Origin of the sequence: uncultured Clostridium sp., assembly GCF_937920395.1 — a bacterium.
Classification (GTDB): Bacteria; Bacillota; Clostridia; order Clostridiales; family Clostridiaceae; genus Clostridium_AD.
In genome coordinates this window covers 1-17,782 of the sequence record NZ_CALEVF010000050.1, presented here as the reverse complement: position 1 = coordinate 17,782, position 17,782 = coordinate 1, and the positions used below count along the sequence as shown (strand labels likewise).

Here is a 17,782-nt window from a genome sequence, read left to right as displayed (position 1 = left end):
AATATAATAAAATAATTAAAGAATGTATAATTTTATTATATTTGCTTAATAAATAAAAATAAACAAAATGAATGTATTTAATTTAACCGATTCTCAAAATGTAAGCGAAATGCTGAAGGAGAACATTGATTATGTCGTTGTAAAAGATGGCAACGGCTCAGAAACTAAAATAGTTAATCTGGCAAACCCAAAAATCTGTATTCGTAAAGGATTTATTGAAATCGAATGCATGAAGCGTTCCAATAAGCATGAAAATGTTAAAATGGTTCGCAGAGTACGCGACAAGAAAACAAACCTTTACATAGGAGTGCCAAGTGGTATTAACTCGGATACTAAAGAACTTCAATGGAAAGGATTTTGGATTGACGATAAAATGTCATTTGATTTATCTATTCCGGACCAAGCTATTGCATGGCATGTTATTAAAAACAGTCAATACGTAGAAGGAAGTCCTAATCAACAAGGTAAAAGCACTTGGAGAGTAATTGATAAAGAAGTAAATGCTCACAAGGAAATTGATAAGCGTACATTAAGACGTAAAGCTGAAGATATTATTGAGACATTGAAAGGAAGTGCTTTAACAGAAATGGCTATTACTTTAGGAGTTAATGTAGACGCAAATCAAAGTGTATTTATGATGACTAATGAAGTGTTTAGAATTATGGAGTTAGACCCTAAGAAATTCATTGATTTGTATAATAATCCACAGCGCGAGTACATCTCTGTATTAAAAAGAGGTGTAGCTAAAGGTAAAATCATTTTTGATAATACTACAGGAACTTACATCTATGGTAATATGCCTATGGGTCATAATGAAGAGATGGCGGTTCAGTTCTTAATTAACAATACAGGTATTGCAACCACTATTACTATGAAATGTAATCAAGAAGAGGCAGAAAGTAAGAAAGCTATGGAGCCTATTTATGTTACTGTTAGTAAAGAAAGTAAAGAAGTGGATATGCAACGTAAGATAATGGAATTAGAAGCTGAATTAGCTAAAACTAAGGCGGTAGAAGAATTTAAAAGTCCATTTGCGGAGATGTCGCCAATAGTTGAAAAGAATGATTCTGATAAAGAAGAATTAGAAGCTTTAAGAGAAAGAGCAAAAGAACTTAAAATATCTTGTTGGGGACTCCCTAAAATTTCTAAAGAAACTTTATTAAAGAAAATTGCTGATGCAGAAAGCAAGTAATAAACTAAACTAAACATAAAACTAAGGAAGGTAAGCTAAAAACTTACCTTTTTTTTATTTACTTTTATTTAAAATTTAACGCTATGAATGCTATACAGATATACTATGCTATTGGAGTTTACACTAATACTACTCAGCACTCAAGATATTTATTTTCAGAAGTCAATAAGGCTGTAAACGATGCCATTAAGGATAAAATGGATGATATTATAGACGGACCTAATAAACAAGGATTAATTGGTATAGATAGAATACAGAAGTTCAGAGATGACTTATACACAATGATTAAGATAAGTACATCTGTGCCGACAACTACAGGGACTATTAATGGTATTATTACGGAGAATCATTTTAATTTCCCTGCCGATTATCAAACTTATGTATCTATGACGGCTACAATAGATAATTATACTACTTATTTAAGAGAAACTAATTACAATATGGTAGGCCCATTATTAGAATGTTCTTTTAGAAAGCCTAACAATAATAAACCTTATTTTTTAGAAGATAGTACAGGATTAAAATTATATAGGGGAATAGGCGGAACCGCATCTTCAGCTACATTGACTTACATTAAACAGCCAACCCCTTTTTATATGGGTAATGAATCTAATTTAATAGATGCGGGCATGGGCGTTTTAACAATTAACACCTCATATACAGCTGTAGATGACTCTGTTTACAATGGAGTTACTTATGTAGCTGGAACGGTATTTTCTACAAATGGCGCATTAACGAATTTAACAAGTGGTCAAGTTATATTATCATCTATATTAGTTACTATAGAGTTACCAGAGAAATGTCATGATGACGTGGCTAAGATGGCAGCTAACATATTATTAGGGGTAACAAGTGCATTTGAGAATGCTGCATTTGCGGAAAAAGCATCTACTTAATTTGTATTGAAATAGTATTTATATTTACACTCATTATAAACCAAATAAAAACCAAAAAACCCAATGTCACAGAAAAACAAATCAGTATTGTTTAATACATCCGCAGGTACGGACGTGCAATACAGTGGCCAGGAATTGCTAATCGCAGGACTTGACCTAATCAATCAAGGGAGAATTATTAATTTCTCTCAAATCAATTATCGTGCTGAAGTAGCGCAAGTAGTAACAATAGGAGCGACAGCTTTTACTCCAGTAGGAAGTACACCTTATTCAATTGAAATTGGAGACAATTCAAGAGTAGACCATGGCTTTATGGAAAACTTGAAAAAGTATTCTTACACAACTCCTGCTGATATTACAACTTTAGGAGCTACCGCTGCTTTACAACGTGAAGCTATTTACGCAGCTTTAATTCTTAAAATTAACAAATTAGCGTCTAACTTTGTTACTGCTGTAAGTTTAACGGGTGGTGCAGGATTTACTGTAACTGATAAAGCTGGTTATTTCCCTTACAACAAGCAAGGAATGACTAACCGTAAAGGAGCTTCTTTAGTGCGTCCTATGCAAAATACAGATGGAACAGGATTCTCTGCTTCTAACTATGTATTAACAACTCCTGCTGTTTATGAATTTGGAACAGGTTTAAATTTATTAAACTCAGCTCCTGTTTTAGACTTTATGACAGGTAATTTAATCTCTGGAGAATTAGATACTCCATTAGATTCTACAGGAGCAACTGCTGTAAGCGGCCAAAAATACAACATGTTCTCAGTTTCTTATTTGAAGCGTGTTGCTTTGCCAACTGCATTTAATGGTAACTCTTATGTTTACTTGTTATTAACTCAAACTGCTTATGTAGACAATGGCGCTGGTGCATCTACTGCTAACTTAGCTGGTTATATTAACTTTGAACGTTCAATGCATAGAGGATTAGCTTATCAATATTTAAGTAATCCTACTGCTCAAATTGATTTTTTAGATAACGTTATGTTTTTTCAAGGACCTGCTGGTGTAGCTCCTGTAGGAACTTCTGGCGTAGCTAACTCTTTGCTTTCTGACGCTAAGTGGATTTATACTAATATTGGTTTAAATTCTGTATTAGCTCCAACTCCAAGCAACGGTGGTTTAATCATAGACCAAACATTAACTGCTGCTATTGGAGCAGAATATACTCCGTCTTTATCAACATTAGCTCCAAAAGAGTTTACTGTAGGTAAGATTGATTTCTCTATTTTTGCTCGTATTTCAGCTACAACAATGGCTAATTGCACTTGGTTAGTTGGTTTTCACGTTAAAACGGCAGTAAGTCAAACTTTTTCTTATAGCGGATTAGCAGCTATTGGTTCAACGGCAGCGGCAGCTACAATTGCTTCTACTCAAGGGTCATTAAATGGAACTGTAGTATCTACAGCTACTCCTGTAACTTTAGCTAACGCTACTAATTATTCTGTGGAAGTATTAGTAAGTAAATTAGGTGTAGTTACTTGTAAATTAAATGATGTTGTTTACCCTGTTTACTCAGTAGGAACAACTCCATTAGTTTTACCTGCTGGAATGATAGTTGTGCCATTCTTTAGAGGAGTTAATGTTGGCGGTTCTGCTGCTTTATTAACTGTATCTGAGGTATTAGCATTAGCTTCTGCAAGCTGGAAAGCATAATAAATATTTATTTAACTTTAAAGAGAGGATAAGCTAAAAACTTATCCTTTTTTTATTTATTTTTGATTTATAAAAACATAATAAAATGGCATCAGGACCCGATAAAGAAACAATGGCAATTATACATGCTATTAAGGAAACAAATAGTAAACTATCTGATAAGGTTTGTTTATTAACTGAAAATTTAACTGTATCTGCGTCAGCTCAATCCTTGCCATTTACTGGTATAAATAGTGCAGATGTTGGCGGTGTTATTATTAAGGTTAGAAAATCTGGAACACCAACCGATTCTACTTATTTAATAAGATATACTCAAGCCAATGGGTCTACTCCTACTGCGTCTGTAGGTATGTGGATGGGAGATGGGGATTTATTTGAAATTAATAATAACTCAAACGTTGTTTCGTTTAAGGTTATATCTACGGATGCTACATTCGCAGTATTATCTATAGAATACTACGGTAAATAATTAATAAACATGACTACTTTTACTACAAAGAAAATAATTTCTCAAAAATCAAATTCAGGTTCTTCTGGAGGCGGAACGATATTGGGTAGTGTAGGAGCAACGAATGGACTAGTACCATTCGGGAATGGCACGGCTAATACCATTCAATCAAGTATTAATTTTTTATACACAGAAAGTGGATTAAATTCATTTTTTACAGTTGGTAATACTCGTAATGATATTCCGATGTTTGTTACAAACAGAGTAGCTATAACAACCGCATTTAATACAGATTTTGACCCTAATATAGTTTCGGCTCGTACAATACCAGATTCTATTATAACCAATTCACATGGATTCGTTGAGGCTACTGTTTTTAAAAGTACTACAGGAAATTTAGCTAATAACGCTTTTACTGATAATGGAATATTAACCGACCCAACAGGTGGAGCTGGTAACTATAATCATCACGCATCTTATCAAAGTCAAGTAAAATTAAACAACACTGGAACAACTGGTAATTTATATTTTTGCGCTGATGCCCCAACGGTTAATAATGGAATTTTAACTAATAGATATGGATTCTATTTTTATGATGGAGTTGGAACCGGCACAATAACTAATCAATATGGCTTATACGTTCCCACATTAGCAAAAGGAGCTACTACAAACGAAGCTATTCACGTAGTATCAAATCCAAGTTACTTTGGTGGTGCCATAAAAATGGTAACTACTTCTGGTGGAGCTAATGTAATTGCGCCAGCTATGGAATGGTATCACGCAACTACTATTAAGACATCGTGGATTGCCGACAAAATTATAAATAATACAAGTGAATTGAAATTTAATGTTTCTACATATAATTTCGCAGGTTATAAAGAGATGCTGACGTTACATGGTGACGATAATAATACTAACTCTGATTATGCTTTATTAAATGCAACAAAAACATTTGTAGGAGGCACCTCCACGCCAACATCAATATTACATATATCCGCTGGTTCGGCAACTGCAAACACAGCTCCATTACAAATAACAAACGGACAACGCGAAGCCGTAGCGAGAGGTGGCTTATATGAGTACGAAAATAATCATTACAAAACAAATAACTCACTAGTTAGATATGGTTTAGGCGGGACTATTAAAGATTTCATTACAGACGTTGCAAGTACTAATGTTACAACGGAACAAGATATATACACTTATACTACATTGGCTAATACGTTAGCTATGAATGGGGATAAGATAGATGCTGAATATGGTTTACAATTAACGAGTACGGGAGGTTTAACTAAACAATTAAGAGCTTACTTTGGAGGAACTTTAATATTTGACTCTGGCGCATTAAGTCTTTCTGTGGCAACCGATTTTTGTGTAAACTTATTAATCATAAGAGACGGGTCAACATCTGTTAGGTGTGTAGCAACCGCTAATACTACTGGAGCTTCCACTAATGCTTACGCTAAAGTAACTAAAATTACAGGATTAACGTTAAGCAATACTAATATATTAAAAGTTACAGGAACCGTTGGTACTGGAGCCGTAGCTGGCGATATTACTGGAGTATGTGGAATGATTGAAATTAAAGCAAATGCATAATAAAAAAATATTATATTTGAAACATGGAACAAGTACAAATAAGTTTAGAATTATTAAATAAAATAATAAATCAATTGAAAGTTTCTCAAGGTTTTTGCTTTGATAGCGAAACCGATGAAGTTATTAAGGATTTAGAAATATTACATAAAAACATATAAATATGGAAAACGAATTAGAAAAAGCGCAACAATTAATTGCTGAAAAAATTAAACAAGATGACGACGCTTGTATTGCAGAAATTAACGAAGTACTTAAAAAATATGGAAGATTAATTGAGGTTAAAAATCAGATGGTAATTAAACAAACTGATACAATTAATCCAAACCCACCACCAAGACCGCAGTCATGAAATTAATAATAAATATATTATCAGTATTTTCAGTATTATTATTTGCTTTAAATTATAATATTGCAAATTACATATTGCCATACTCTATAAATTATGATGGATGTACGGCTATTAGATATAATATTTATGCTTTAGTAATTGCTTTGTTTTCTATTTGTAGCTTATTAGAGCAAACTAAATTTAGTAAAATGATACTTACTATCGGTATTGGTTTTTGTGTTTCTGATGTGATTGATAGATTTATATTTAATGAAACTGATTTTAAATTAATTGGAGATAGTATAATGATTTTAGCAACAATAATAACAGCACTTTATAAGTATGTCAACAGCGGAAGTAACAAACCTTAGTAATGATTTAGCTTCTGTAAAATCAGACATGAATGTTTTATCTACTCAATACAGAGAGATGAAGCACTTAACTGGAAACATGGCTCAAGGCATTAATAATATGCAAAGCTCGCAAAATAGGATGGAGCCTATTGTAGAAAAACTTGACGAGTTAGTGCAAAAGTTAGTTGAAAAAGTAACAGGAAACCAACAATTCGACCAGATAGGTATAATTCAGATTTTAAAAAATCAGGAAATTATAAACAGGGAGGTTAGGGAGGCTTTAACGATACTTCAAAAAGAAGAGGAGATTAAAGGTCGGTTTCATAAATTTTTTAAAAAAGTAGGTAACTGGTTAATAGCAGTAATAGGCGGTTTGACGTTTTGGATTATGGATCATGTTTTACCTAAATTTTTTCACTTATAATTGATAACAGAACGTAGGCATAATTACTTATTTAAAAAATTAAAAACAATGACAGACATCGAAATTTTAGCATCATTAAAAAAAGTAGCAATTCTTTACGGTAAAGAAATGGCTATTAAAGTTGAATCACTTTTTAGAAATGAAACAAAGCATTTTAAAAGTGGTAATTTCTTAATTTGCTTTTCGCCAGGAATGGAAGCGACAGTTGAAACTATGCCTTACGGATGGAGTTCTTTATCCTCGTTTTGGAAACAACACCCAGAATATGCGCCAATAGGAATTTATAAGCAATTTGAAAATGACAGCTTAATGATGAAGTCGAGAGGCGAAAGAAAGTTTATTAAGTTTCCTAATTTGGATGCCTCTATGATTACGGTAGCCGAAAGGTTAAAAGCTAAAGGAGGTGATACAGGAGCTTGGGCTTCAAATGATCCAACGGCTCAAAAGAAATACAGAGAATATTTATTAAAAATTAAAACCCCTTTAGCAAATTCATTATGATGCCTAAACTAAAAACTAAATGGGAATACGTTAAATGGTTTTTGTTACAAATCGTATTAACTTTTTCAGACCAACCTTCATTTTTTAGCTCTAAAAGAATAGAGCGTTTTATGATTTTCTTAAATGCAAATATTGCATTGGATATTTCAATTCATTATCTATTAAAGCATGATAAAATGGACTATATCGCAGCGGTTGCAATATATACCGCTCAAATGATTTATGCTGGTTATCAAACAAAACAAATATTTAACGAAAAGCCAAAGGCGGTTATAACAGAGGAAACTCCAACATCGACAATTGAAGTAACTGAAAATAAATAGTTTATTTAGAAAATAAGTAATATATTTGAAGTATACCACAGTTTTTTTAATTTAGTCAGGGGTTAAACTTCTGAATTAAACCCAAATTATTTTATAGTTTGGGTTTTTTTATTTAACTTTGTGGTATGAAAAACAAAAACATTTACTACGCATTTGGAGCAAATCTATTAATATCAATTAACGTTATATTTTACCCATGTACGAAAAAATAAGACCCTACATAACCCTTTTAATGGGTTTAATTATATTCATTTTGCTATGCTATAAATGCGATAGCAAAGCGCCTATAATGCCTAAGGAACCAGATACTAAAATTATAACTATTAACTTAGATTCGGTTAAACTACTTAAAGGACAGGTTAAGCTATTACAAGACAATGCACGCATCTTTGATTCGATAGGGCAAATACATAAGGCGAAGTATTTAGCGTTAAAGCAAAGTAACCGTGAGTTAATTACACATCATATATGCGATACTATCGAAGTATTAAAGTACTATGATGCTACCGTTAATAGTTGCGATAGTGTAATTCAATCGGATAGTGTTACAATAGCTACGGATAAAACTATTATGCAAATGGATCAGTCAATAATTCGTAAACAATCCGATATAATTAACGAAGTGCAAGAGCATGATAATTGGCAAAAATCAGTTAACGACATTCTGAAAAAAGAAGTCAAAAAACAAAAGCGCACTAAAATAGCTGTTATATTTGGGGCTGTATTAACAACGGTGAGCGCTATTTTTCTTTTGAAGTGATTTTGCGATTGCCAGACCGTGTATTGGCTAAACTTTCCAAAATAGATTCTACATAAGGTTTAAAACTTGTTCCTTCGTCAATTGCTTTTTTAGCTAAATATTTAATCGTATTTTCTGTTAATTCTATGCGCTTACTTCTTTTCATTGTTGTATTTTTTTATATAAGTTTGTAAACTCCTAATTTTACTAAATCATCTATTGAATAATATAAGTATGGTAAGGCGTAACCTTTTGAGCGTAAATAATCTATTTCAAATAATTCTAAACAAAACATGCCATTGTTATCAGCTAATCCTCTATTCAGATAATCTCTAATGATGCTTTTTCCGATATTCAAAAAAGTCATATATTTAGGGTCTTTATATCTATATTTAGCCACTTCAATCGCATCTTCATCACTTATTTGTGATAGTGGCTTTAATTTAACGCAACAATGAGTTATTATTTTATCATCATAGTACATACTTTCTAATATTTTAAGAGTTAATTTTCCTAACAATAAAATATCAGGCTCTCTGTCCCATTTATACTCACAGTCAGCTCCTATATATTGAAATAGTATTTTTGCTTTAATTTCGTTTGTTATAGTTTTCATATTTCTAATTTTAATTGATTGTTTAAGTAATTTAAGCGACTACGCTGTTTTTAGGGGGTTAATTAGTTATTATAAAATACATCATTAATGATATATAATATAGCGTACATATTGATTGATATATTAAATATTTATAATTATTTTTTTCTGATTGGTAATTAGTAAATATAGTACCTACTATTGGAACCCATTTTAATATATTTTCCATCCTATTTATTATTAAATTTGTTTGTGTAGTATTTCTTTAGATGCAATATCCATAACTTCATTTGCCAATTCTTTATTAGGATTACATTTAAACCAAACCATTTCTTCAAATGATATTAAAGAAGTTATCTTATTAAATTTATTAGCTGTTAAATATTGTTTAAATGGAGTAGATGTATCTATTTTAGGGCATTCATTCATTATTTCATTGTAAATAATTATTGCTGTTTTTCCCATTTTGTTAGGGTTTTTTATGGATTAATTCAATTGCATTTAATGTATCCCATTTTTCAATATTTTCATTATCTAAGAAATAATATTTATCATTCTCTATTCTAATTATAGTGGTTTCTAATTCTCCACAAACCATTACATTATCACCTATAAGTGGAATTTCATAATCATCCTCCTTACAACTAAGCTCCATTACTGATAAATTAGTGAGGGATTCTATTTTTTGTTTTATTTCTTTATTTTCATCAGAGCAATCATCAAGTAAAGAACGATAAGATGTTAATTCTTTTTCAAGTTCAACTATTCTAGCGGTTAATGTTTCTTGAGATTGAATAGCATATTCTTCCATGGCTTCATATACAGAATATCTTATTTTCTGATTATCAATACTATTTTCGCCTAAACATTCTCTTAGTATTTCCTCTTTTGTTTTATTGCTCATTTTCGTGTGATTTTTTAGTGATGTTAAAACTTGAATATATTTTACGTGATGCTATTTCATGCCAGTTTTCAATATTAGAAGAGTGCTTTCGTTGTTCATCTTTAATTCTTTGAGTTATTGAAGTTATAATACTTTCCTTATCATCGTCTTTAAAATAAGCAAATGAATGTTGTTTATTTTCATCATCAAAGAATGATTTAACTTTGATGCAGGTAACTTCTATAGCGTATTTTATTTTAGGATTCATGCCTCCTATACATCTTATTATATTACCCTCTTCATGTGGATTAGCAAACTTAAATACTTCATGGTTTTTTTGCCAGAGCATCATTATATCATTATAATTAGGATGGTTAATCATAACATTAGGCTTAGCCTCCTTATTAACAACGGTTTTTATCTCACCGTCTATTAGTTTTATTGATGTGTATGGGTAGTTCATGGGTTTAAATTCTTTCTGTTATTTCTAATGTGATTTCATTTTTATACTTATTTAATGCTTTATCTTTTTTAATAGCACGTTCAAGAATTATTTTAAGTTGTTCTTTTGTGTAATCCGTCCAATGAGATACTATTTCAACTTTATATATTGTTGCCATTCCCTTATTTTTTAGTAGCCGTTTGGCTGGTTAGTTTACACCTATTTATAAATTTAATTAATTATATATCTTCTTTTGATATTACTACTTTTTTCATTTATTTATTTTTTAATTGTTTTTTCTTTTTAAAATATGTAAAAATATAGGCTCTCGTTTTTTAAAATTAAGTCTAACTATCCATTTATAATTTAATCCTGAGTAGATTGTTAATCGACAAAATATTAAAGGTATATTGTTTATATGCATCATCTTTATTTTTTAAGTTGTTTGTTTAAAATTTACTCATATCCTGAGCTACTTTTTTATAGTGTTGTAAGTCAATTTTCAAGTCTATTATCTCACCTTCCAACTTAACCTTATCCTGCAATAGTTGAAAGTTTTGTTTGTTAGCTTCTGAGAGCGATTTTGTAAGTAAATCATAATCTTCTATATTAACTAATTTGTGCGAATTTTCAAGCCATCCTATCATTTCTTTTTGTGTTTTTGGATTAATTCAATCATTCTAAATTGTAAACTCGCGTTTTCAGCCATTAGATTAATATTTTCTAATTGAAGTTTAGAGGCTAATTCAGTAGATTCTTTGAGGGATTCAGTAAGTAGGTCGTAGTCATCACTTGTATGACTTGTATCAAAGTACTTATTGCCTAATTTCCCATATAGTTTTCCGACGTATTTCATTTCTTTGTGTGTTTTTGGATTAATTATATAGTTTAACGAAAGTTATTTTAAAAGGTTACAAAAATATTGAATTATATTAAAAAATAACTCAAAATTGAATTAGAAACAGTTTATTTTATAAGTATATTTGAATCTAAAATTACAGCTAATGGCTATAACCCGTAAAAAGATAGTAGATGCTATATTTATATTAGCGGAAAGATTCTCAAGAACTGATGAATCTCGTATTGACGAGGATTATTTAGCTTATTTAATTGACCAAGTTAGGGTATCTGAGATATTAAAAGAATACAATATTACTCGTGTTATTGACCAAAATTGGCTTATAGACTTTGGCATTTATGATTTAACAAGAGTGAATTTCGCGGATGACCCATTAGTTGATTTCTGCGAATGCGATATATCTAAAGCTGAAATACCAGAAGTTATTAGCTTAACTACATTAGGTGATGGTAATTTGGACTTAGGCTTAAAGGTTATATCTGCCTGCGGTAAGACTTCTTATACCCGTGAATCTATAGAGATATGGAAGATGATTCCTAAAGAACACGTAAGGAGTAAGTTTGCTTATTACCAAAGATTTGGAACTTCTATTTATATTAATAAGATAGAGCCTAAATTAAGATTTATAGGCATTCCTGCAAGTATAGATGGATTAATGATTAAAAAGACTTTGCCTATCATTAGTGGAGGTGTTAAAACAGGGTATTTATATACCGTAAAGGGAGTTACGGGTTCTTTGGTTTATAATGGAGTTACTTATTTACCAGAAGATATATTTACAGGACTGGTAGGTATTACTACGTTTATAGCAAGCGGTACAAGTCAATTATTTTATACTAATTACGAAGTGGCAATGACTGAAAACGACCCTTATCCAGTTTCCGTTCACATGGCAAGACAGATAGTTATTTCTATATTATCTACTGAGCTTAAAATAGAGCAATCGGAAGTGGCGGATGTGGTAAATGATTCTGTAGATGACGCATTAAAAGGACAATGAAGAAGATAGCGCCTCAAATTAAAAATAAGTGGACAACTGAGAGGTTACATTTCCAAATAAAAAAAATGTATAAATCTAAGTTTAAACAAAGAATAACTACTCCTGAGATTAATAAAATTTGGAGCGCATATATAGAGGAGGAGATTGTTAATAACTTAGAATTAGGGCAGGTAGTAAACATAGATAATCAGTCAAAGATGTGGATAAAAGCCACTAAGACGATAGAAAATAAAAAAGTGATGGCATTACTTGAAAAAGGATTAATGTTTAAAGGAGGAAGGGTTACGGAGGCTAATATGAATTTAAGTACATCTGAGTATATTTACGATATTGTATTTGAATCTACAAGATTAAAGAGTAAAGAAAGATTATATTTTGAGCCTCATAGGAATTTAACTAAGGCTGTTCAAGAAGGAATATTAAAAGGAAAATTAATTACAAGAACGCATGTCTATTAATAAATTAATATCAATAAAGAATCCAATTATAAACGCTATTGATTTGGCTGGATTAGACCATAATAAGCATTTGCCTATGTTTATGACATGGGCTTATGAAGCGGAAAAAGAAATTGGTAGTTATTATCAATATGAAAGACAATGGGCTATATTAGACATTTGTAATGGATTAGCTGAATTGCCAGATAATTGTGTTAAGGTCGAAGGAGCTATCTTAGGGAGTCATAGTGAGAATGTAGGAAGTATATTTTCTAAGGTATTTAGTAATCCTATTGTTCAATTATCTCAAAGTACAAGTAATACATTTCTAATAGTAGATTCGGCAAGTTCCGAAACAACAACTGGCGCTGGGATTATTCCTTATGGTTACCAAAATAATAAAATAATATTTGAGGTTAATCCAAAGCAAGGTAAAGTTACTATTGAATTTATAGGATACGCGGTAGATTGTGATGGATTTATGAAGGTTGGAGAAAATCACATTGAAGCCATAACAAGCCACATACTTTATAAATACTTTTTGAGACAAAAGGATATGAAGATGGTACAATGGTATTATAATCAATGGGATAGATTATGCGCTCACTCAAGAGCTTTAGATAGCGAATTAACAGAAACAGAGAGAGAAGAGATAGCGAGATTATGGCACGATCCATATTCTGGTCGCGGATTATTTGTAGGAATGAATATAAACAATACTTATGGCAGATTCAGTTATTAATACGTTTGAAAAGGGACTTCATCAAGATAGTTCTTTTATGTTACAGCCGGATGGTACTTATCGTAACATGAAGAATGGCATGCTTATCTCTTATGATGGCAACCACTATACTATTGAAATGTCTAATGGTAATAGAAATATACTAACATTACCGTCAAGATATTCTGCCAGTACACCTCCTTTTCCTAATTTAATAAGTGATGATATTCCAATGTCTATAGGATTTAGTTCATTTATAGATGATTTAGTAGTGTTTCATACAAACGATTCTTCTGATGGTGGCGGATATGGAGAAATAGGATTGATTAAATTTAGTAGAGGTAATGGAGATTTTGCAGCTACATATACGCCTTATTACCACCATAGTGGATTAAAATTTTCTAAAAAACATCAAATAGAAAGTATGTCTTTTAAAGAAAATGATAGTATTAAAAGAACTTATTTTACAGATAATAATAATGAGCCAAAGGTATTTAACTTTGGCAATAATATTTATACTAATTATATAAATACTACATCTTTACAGGTCGGTAAAAAATATATGGTATTGAGTGGAGTTGTAGAGCATCCTGCTGGAACAGGTACATTATATGGACCGACAAAGCCGTCAATATTAATAGTAGATAATATATTTACAGCAACTACAACTTCCTATGCGAATTTTGCTGGGTCAGTTAAAGTAATAGAATATTTTGATATTAATTTATTATCATGGACTCCTAACAGGCTATTAGGAGATATTTCATTTTCATCTTACGGGACAGGGAATAAGAAATGTGGAGCTAGTGTTTATTTTTATAGATTATCACTATCTACAGAAGGAGCTCAGTCTAGCTGGAGTTATCCAAGTTTTCCAATATCCGCTGAAACAGATAATTTCGCATCATATTTAACTGGTAATAAATATAAAGATACTGTTGGTGGAGGAAATAATACAGGCCTAGTTAGTAGTAAGAAATCTATAAAAGTAAAAGTAGATAATATTGATACTAATTTTGATACAATAGAATTATGTTGCGCAGAGTATGATAATATAAATGATATACCTACAACTATAAGTATAGTCAATAAGTCTTTAATTACTGGGTCTTCTATGATAATAGAAGATATTGGTAATGTAAATTTAGGAGATGTAAGCGTAAGTGATTTAACGTTGTTTCCAGCAAGCATACTGAAAGTTAAAACTTTAACTACAGATAAAAACTATAATTTAATTGGGAACTTAACTGAAAGAGATGAGTTTGATTTAGATTTAAGCGGAGTTACTATGAGTCAATTTCCGTATAGAATGATGGAGCATGGAGATACAACTCATTGTAACAATGTAGACACGGCATTTGATGTTAGTCCAATTCCTAATACAAATCCACCAGCATTTGGCTGTCGTCCATATACAAGGTGGTTAGTTACAGTTGGAGATAATACAGATACAGTTTTTTATCAAGGAACTCAATATTTTAAGGGTGATGTTATAACTATATTGTCCGCAAATAGCACAATAAATTTTACTAATGCGGGAGCAGTAAGACCATGTACGACAAAGAATAAATTCACGTCTTTTTTAACTGGCAAAAGAGTAGAAGATGCTATTGAATTAACTACTGCATTTTGGAATTATAAAGACCCTGCTGTATCTTCACATAATTTAGGATATTGGAGTAGTGAAAGATATAGGTTTGGCATTTTATTCTTTGATAAGAAGGGTAATCCATTCTATGTTAAATATTTGAAAGATTTTGATTTTATGAGTATTCCAGCTAAGGGCGGATTACTACAATCGTATAGTTATAATAATCCATCATCAGAAAGTAATTTTGTATTAAATGCATCGGCAATAAATATATCAGCATTAGATATACCTCAAGAAATAATTGATAAGATAGATGGATTTAGTATAGTAAGAGCAAAAAGAGATGCTAGGATTATTACTCAAGGATTAGTAATGCAAAATATGCTTGACTTTAGCGTATCTACTAATAAACAAATTATGCCAGTAGCAGTTTCTCCTGGAGGAAATATAAATGCATTTTCTTTGTACAGTAATTTATATTCATATATATGTCCAGATGACTTGGTGTCTAATTTACCTGGAGGCACATTTATTTCTCCTTATAATGAAAAACCTTATGGAAACATAGGTGGCAAAATGGAAGAAGCTTTTTGGTTAAATGGAAGTGATTTACGTTCATCTTCAAACCCTTCTTTTATGCTTACGAAGATGTTTACTCTGTCTGGAGGAACTGGAACCGACATTTATTCACCAAGAACATTTGAAATTACTTCATCAGAAGGAGAAGGCTTTAGAAGATTAAATGAAGAAGATGTTCTTTTTGACGTAGATGCTCCGGGAACAACTTATATTAATAAGCGCTCTGTTGGGTTTCCAGTATTTTTAAATAGTGAGCCAAATCATGTGTGTTCTGGAGGTGTTGGATTCCCATTAGGTAATCCAAACGGTAGTTATTCAAGTGGGTGTAGAAAAATAATATTTAAGTCAGCTCAGTTAAATCATTATAGTACAACTGGTGGTTACGGAGATGATTCACTAAGATACAATGATAATAAGATAATAGCTAATTGTGTAACTGGAGCAGATAAGTCATCTCAGTATGGCGGACAGTCAAATTCCGCAATAGCAGGAACACTATATATGTCTACTGGCCATTATCAGAAAATAGATGCTTTTACTTTAGCAAATACGTTAAATGGAACTTATGCTTCGGGTACTTATGTAGGCCAGAATAAATATACTTTTAATAACATAGAAGTGTTTGGAGGAGACTGTTATTTATCTTTAATAGACATTGGATATGGACTTTATAATAATTTACAAGGAGTAGGAGAACCATTATCTGTAGGTATTTATTTTCCTTGTGAATGTAATGTAAATTATAATTTAAGGGCAGGATTAAAGATTTCAGCTAAGTCTATGTATCCAACAGGAGTTATGGCCTATGCTCAAGGAGGAACGGGCTATCCTGAAGGATATTCTTATAATAAAAGTTATAGCTCTGAAGGCTCTGCTATATTATATCCAGCACTACCTACAAAATACGCTTTTGTATCTAAATTTGAATCAAGGGCAAGATTTGCTGGAAAGAAATATTTGGGTGAAACAATAGATTCTTTTAGAAAGTTCTTAACCGCAGATTTTATTGACTTAGATAGTAGATATGGAGAGATTAATAATATACGCTCTAAAGACAATAGAGTCTTAGTATGGCAGAATAAAGCTATTAACTCGGTTCCCGTATTAGAAAGGCAATTATTAGGAGCTACAGGTGGCGCATCTACAACGATAGGTACTGGTGGAGTGATAGATAGATTCGACCCTATTACATCTTTTTATGGCAATCAACATCAATTTGGATTAACTCAAACAGAGTTTGGATTTATGTGGTTTGATATGCGTAATAGAGCGTTATGTATTATGGGAATGAGTGGAGAGATACAAGAAATTTCTTTAGTTAAAGGGTTACAATCTTATTTTAACTCAGAATTTAATGAGGGTACCGCTTATCCAAATTCAGGTGGCAGTATTTATAATACAAATAATTATAAGATTCCAGAAATACCCTTATTAGGATATGGCATTACGGGTTCTTATGACCCTAAATTTAAAATGTCTTATTTAACTTTTAAATATTCGTTTAAAGATGATTTCACGATAGACCCTAATAGTTATACTACTATTGAATCAAAAGACTTTACGATAGGTTATTCTCATGTATTAAATGCAATTGTAGGATTCTATGACTTTATGCCTGCGATATACCATAATCATAATGATTTAATGTTAAGCGTTAATAACTCTAAGAATTATATTTATTATGGTGTTCAAATGCCGTCTACTGATTTTAAAATAGGAGATGTTATTAAGTCTTCGTCAGGGACAGATAATTTAGGAGAAGGAGAATATGTGTGTATTAGTCCGGTTACAATAGCAAGTTATCCACCTCCAGTAGCTAATACTAATCCTTTATTTGCAAGTAGTACTTATTGGTTAAAAATTAATAGCCAAAATCAAATTTATATTCAAAACTTTGGCACTCAGATTTGCAAGTTTTATGGCAAAGTTTATAACCACGAATTAGAATTAGCTATTAAGAGCAATAAAGACTTAGCTGTTACGCCTCAGAATATTCAATTTAAAGCTATTGGACCTAATTGGAATAGTGTAGAATGCTTTACGGATAATCAATCAAGTGCGGATTTAAACATATCTCCATCAAGTAGAAATTATAGATTCATTGACGGCGCATGGTTTAGCTCTTTACCTATTGATAAATTGAAAGGTAGATTAACAGATTACTATGTAAGAATAAAGTTTACATATAATAATTATGCTACTAATCCTACTAC

Annotated in this window: 24 protein-coding genes; 16 read left to right on the top strand and 8 right to left on the bottom strand. The window is 31.3% G+C overall.

All coding sequences use genetic code 11. From position 1 onward, the window contains the following. Positions 1-67: 67 nt before the first annotated feature. The 12 genes from Q0649_RS06120 (at position 68) to Q0649_RS06065 (ending at position 8,483) form a co-directional block, all read left to right on the top strand. Positions 68-1,192 (top strand): hypothetical protein, encoded by a 1,125-nt coding sequence (locus Q0649_RS06120; RefSeq protein ID WP_298838847.1) that lies wholly within the window; start codon positions 68-70, stop codon positions 1,190-1,192. A gap of 83 nt (positions 1,193-1,275) precedes the next feature. Further along, a complete protein-coding gene (locus Q0649_RS06115; RefSeq protein WP_298838845.1) occupies positions 1,276-2,088 on the top strand; it encodes a hypothetical protein in 813 nt (270 codons plus the stop codon). 63 nt (positions 2,089-2,151) lie between these two features. Then, the gene (locus Q0649_RS06110) at positions 2,152-3,747 is read left to right on the top strand and encodes a hypothetical protein (protein WP_298838843.1); all 1,596 of its coding nucleotides are present in this window, start codon (positions 2,152-2,154) and stop codon (positions 3,745-3,747) included. A gap of 85 nt (positions 3,748-3,832) precedes the next feature. Next, a complete protein-coding gene (locus Q0649_RS06105; RefSeq protein ID WP_298838841.1) occupies positions 3,833-4,216 on the top strand; it encodes a hypothetical protein in 384 nt (127 codons plus the stop codon). A 9-nt stretch (positions 4,217-4,225) separates the two neighbouring features. Continuing rightward, positions 4,226-5,794, top strand: coding sequence for a hypothetical protein (locus tag Q0649_RS06100; protein WP_298838840.1), 1,569 nt, complete (start codon positions 4,226-4,228; stop codon positions 5,792-5,794). A 23-nt stretch (positions 5,795-5,817) separates the two neighbouring features. Beyond that, the gene (locus tag Q0649_RS06095; protein ID WP_298838839.1) at positions 5,818-5,952 is read left to right on the top strand and encodes a hypothetical protein; all 135 of its coding nucleotides are present in this window, start codon (positions 5,818-5,820) and stop codon (positions 5,950-5,952) included. A gap of 2 nt (positions 5,953-5,954) precedes the next feature. Beyond that, a complete protein-coding gene (locus tag Q0649_RS06090) occupies positions 5,955-6,143 on the top strand; it encodes a hypothetical protein (protein WP_298838837.1) in 189 nt (62 codons plus the stop codon). Further along, positions 6,140-6,493, top strand: coding sequence for a hypothetical protein (locus Q0649_RS06085; protein ID WP_298838835.1), 354 nt, complete (start codon positions 6,140-6,142; stop codon positions 6,491-6,493). Before Q0649_RS06090 ends, Q0649_RS06085 begins: the two co-directional genes overlap by 4 nt. Then, positions 6,465-6,899: a hypothetical protein gene (locus Q0649_RS06080; RefSeq protein ID WP_298838833.1), complete on the top strand. Its 435-nt coding sequence runs from the start codon at positions 6,465-6,467 to the stop codon at positions 6,897-6,899. Before Q0649_RS06085 ends, Q0649_RS06080 begins: the two co-directional genes overlap by 29 nt. A gap of 48 nt (positions 6,900-6,947) precedes the next feature. Next, positions 6,948-7,400, top strand: coding sequence for a hypothetical protein (locus Q0649_RS06075; RefSeq protein ID WP_298838830.1), 453 nt, complete (start codon positions 6,948-6,950; stop codon positions 7,398-7,400). Further along, the gene (locus Q0649_RS06070) at positions 7,397-7,723 is read left to right on the top strand and encodes a hypothetical protein (RefSeq protein WP_298838827.1); all 327 of its coding nucleotides are present in this window, start codon (positions 7,397-7,399) and stop codon (positions 7,721-7,723) included. The genes Q0649_RS06075 and Q0649_RS06070 overlap by 4 nt, the downstream gene beginning before the upstream one ends. 253 nt (positions 7,724-7,976) lie before the next feature. Then, the gene (locus Q0649_RS06065) at positions 7,977-8,483 is read left to right on the top strand and encodes a hypothetical protein (protein WP_298838825.1); all 507 of its coding nucleotides are present in this window, start codon (positions 7,977-7,979) and stop codon (positions 8,481-8,483) included. On the opposite strand, the gene Q0649_RS06060 is transcribed toward Q0649_RS06065, so the two are convergent. From Q0649_RS06060 to Q0649_RS06025, 8 genes are all read right to left on the bottom strand, one after another. Beyond that, positions 8,464-8,628, bottom strand: a complete 165-nt coding sequence (locus tag Q0649_RS06060; RefSeq protein WP_298838823.1) for a hypothetical protein — start codon at positions 8,626-8,628, stop codon at positions 8,464-8,466. The two genes, Q0649_RS06065 and Q0649_RS06060, sit on opposite strands and share 20 nt — an antisense overlap. Positions 8,629-8,640: 12 nt before the next feature. After that, complete coding sequence (locus Q0649_RS06055) at positions 8,641-9,078, bottom strand: hypothetical protein (RefSeq protein WP_298838821.1); 438 nt, start codon at positions 9,076-9,078, stop codon at positions 8,641-8,643. Positions 9,079-9,297: 219 nt separating this feature from the next. Continuing rightward, a complete protein-coding gene (locus tag Q0649_RS06050) occupies positions 9,298-9,522 on the bottom strand; it encodes a hypothetical protein (protein WP_298838818.1) in 225 nt (74 codons plus the stop codon). 4 nt (positions 9,523-9,526) lie between these two features. Continuing rightward, a complete protein-coding gene (locus Q0649_RS06045) occupies positions 9,527-9,961 on the bottom strand; it encodes a hypothetical protein (protein ID WP_298838815.1) in 435 nt (144 codons plus the stop codon). Next, entirely contained in the window at positions 9,951-10,403 is a 453-nt protein-coding gene (locus Q0649_RS06040; protein WP_298838812.1) for a hypothetical protein, read from the bottom strand. The genes Q0649_RS06045 and Q0649_RS06040 overlap by 11 nt, the downstream gene beginning before the upstream one ends. 4 nt (positions 10,404-10,407) lie before the next feature. Next, positions 10,408-10,560, bottom strand: coding sequence for a hypothetical protein (locus Q0649_RS06035; RefSeq protein WP_298838810.1), 153 nt, complete (start codon positions 10,558-10,560; stop codon positions 10,408-10,410). A gap of 271 nt (positions 10,561-10,831) precedes the next feature. Beyond that, on the bottom strand, positions 10,832-11,029 hold the full coding sequence (locus Q0649_RS06030) for a hypothetical protein (protein WP_298838807.1): 198 nt from the start codon (positions 11,027-11,029) through the stop codon (positions 10,832-10,834). After that, on the bottom strand, positions 11,026-11,238 hold the full coding sequence (locus tag Q0649_RS06025) for a hypothetical protein (RefSeq protein ID WP_298838805.1): 213 nt from the start codon (positions 11,236-11,238) through the stop codon (positions 11,026-11,028). The genes Q0649_RS06030 and Q0649_RS06025 overlap by 4 nt, the downstream gene beginning before the upstream one ends. A 148-nt stretch (positions 11,239-11,386) precedes the next feature. Here Q0649_RS06025 and Q0649_RS06020 point away from each other — a divergent pair, with 148 nt between their 5' ends. The 4 genes from Q0649_RS06020 to Q0649_RS06005 all read left to right on the top strand — a co-directional run. Then, entirely contained in the window at positions 11,387-12,241 is an 855-nt protein-coding gene (locus tag Q0649_RS06020) for a hypothetical protein (RefSeq protein ID WP_298838802.1), read from the top strand. Beyond that, complete coding sequence (locus Q0649_RS06015; protein ID WP_298838799.1) at positions 12,238-12,699, top strand: hypothetical protein; 462 nt, start codon at positions 12,238-12,240, stop codon at positions 12,697-12,699. Before Q0649_RS06020 ends, Q0649_RS06015 begins: the two co-directional genes overlap by 4 nt. Beyond that, the gene (locus Q0649_RS06010; RefSeq protein ID WP_298838797.1) at positions 12,689-13,420 is read left to right on the top strand and encodes a hypothetical protein; all 732 of its coding nucleotides are present in this window, start codon (positions 12,689-12,691) and stop codon (positions 13,418-13,420) included. The genes Q0649_RS06015 and Q0649_RS06010 overlap by 11 nt, the downstream gene beginning before the upstream one ends. Further along, positions 13,401-17,782: hypothetical protein (locus Q0649_RS06005; RefSeq protein ID WP_298838794.1), on the top strand; the 4,382-nt coding region annotated here is incomplete at its 3' end. The genes Q0649_RS06010 and Q0649_RS06005, both read left to right, overlap by 20 nt.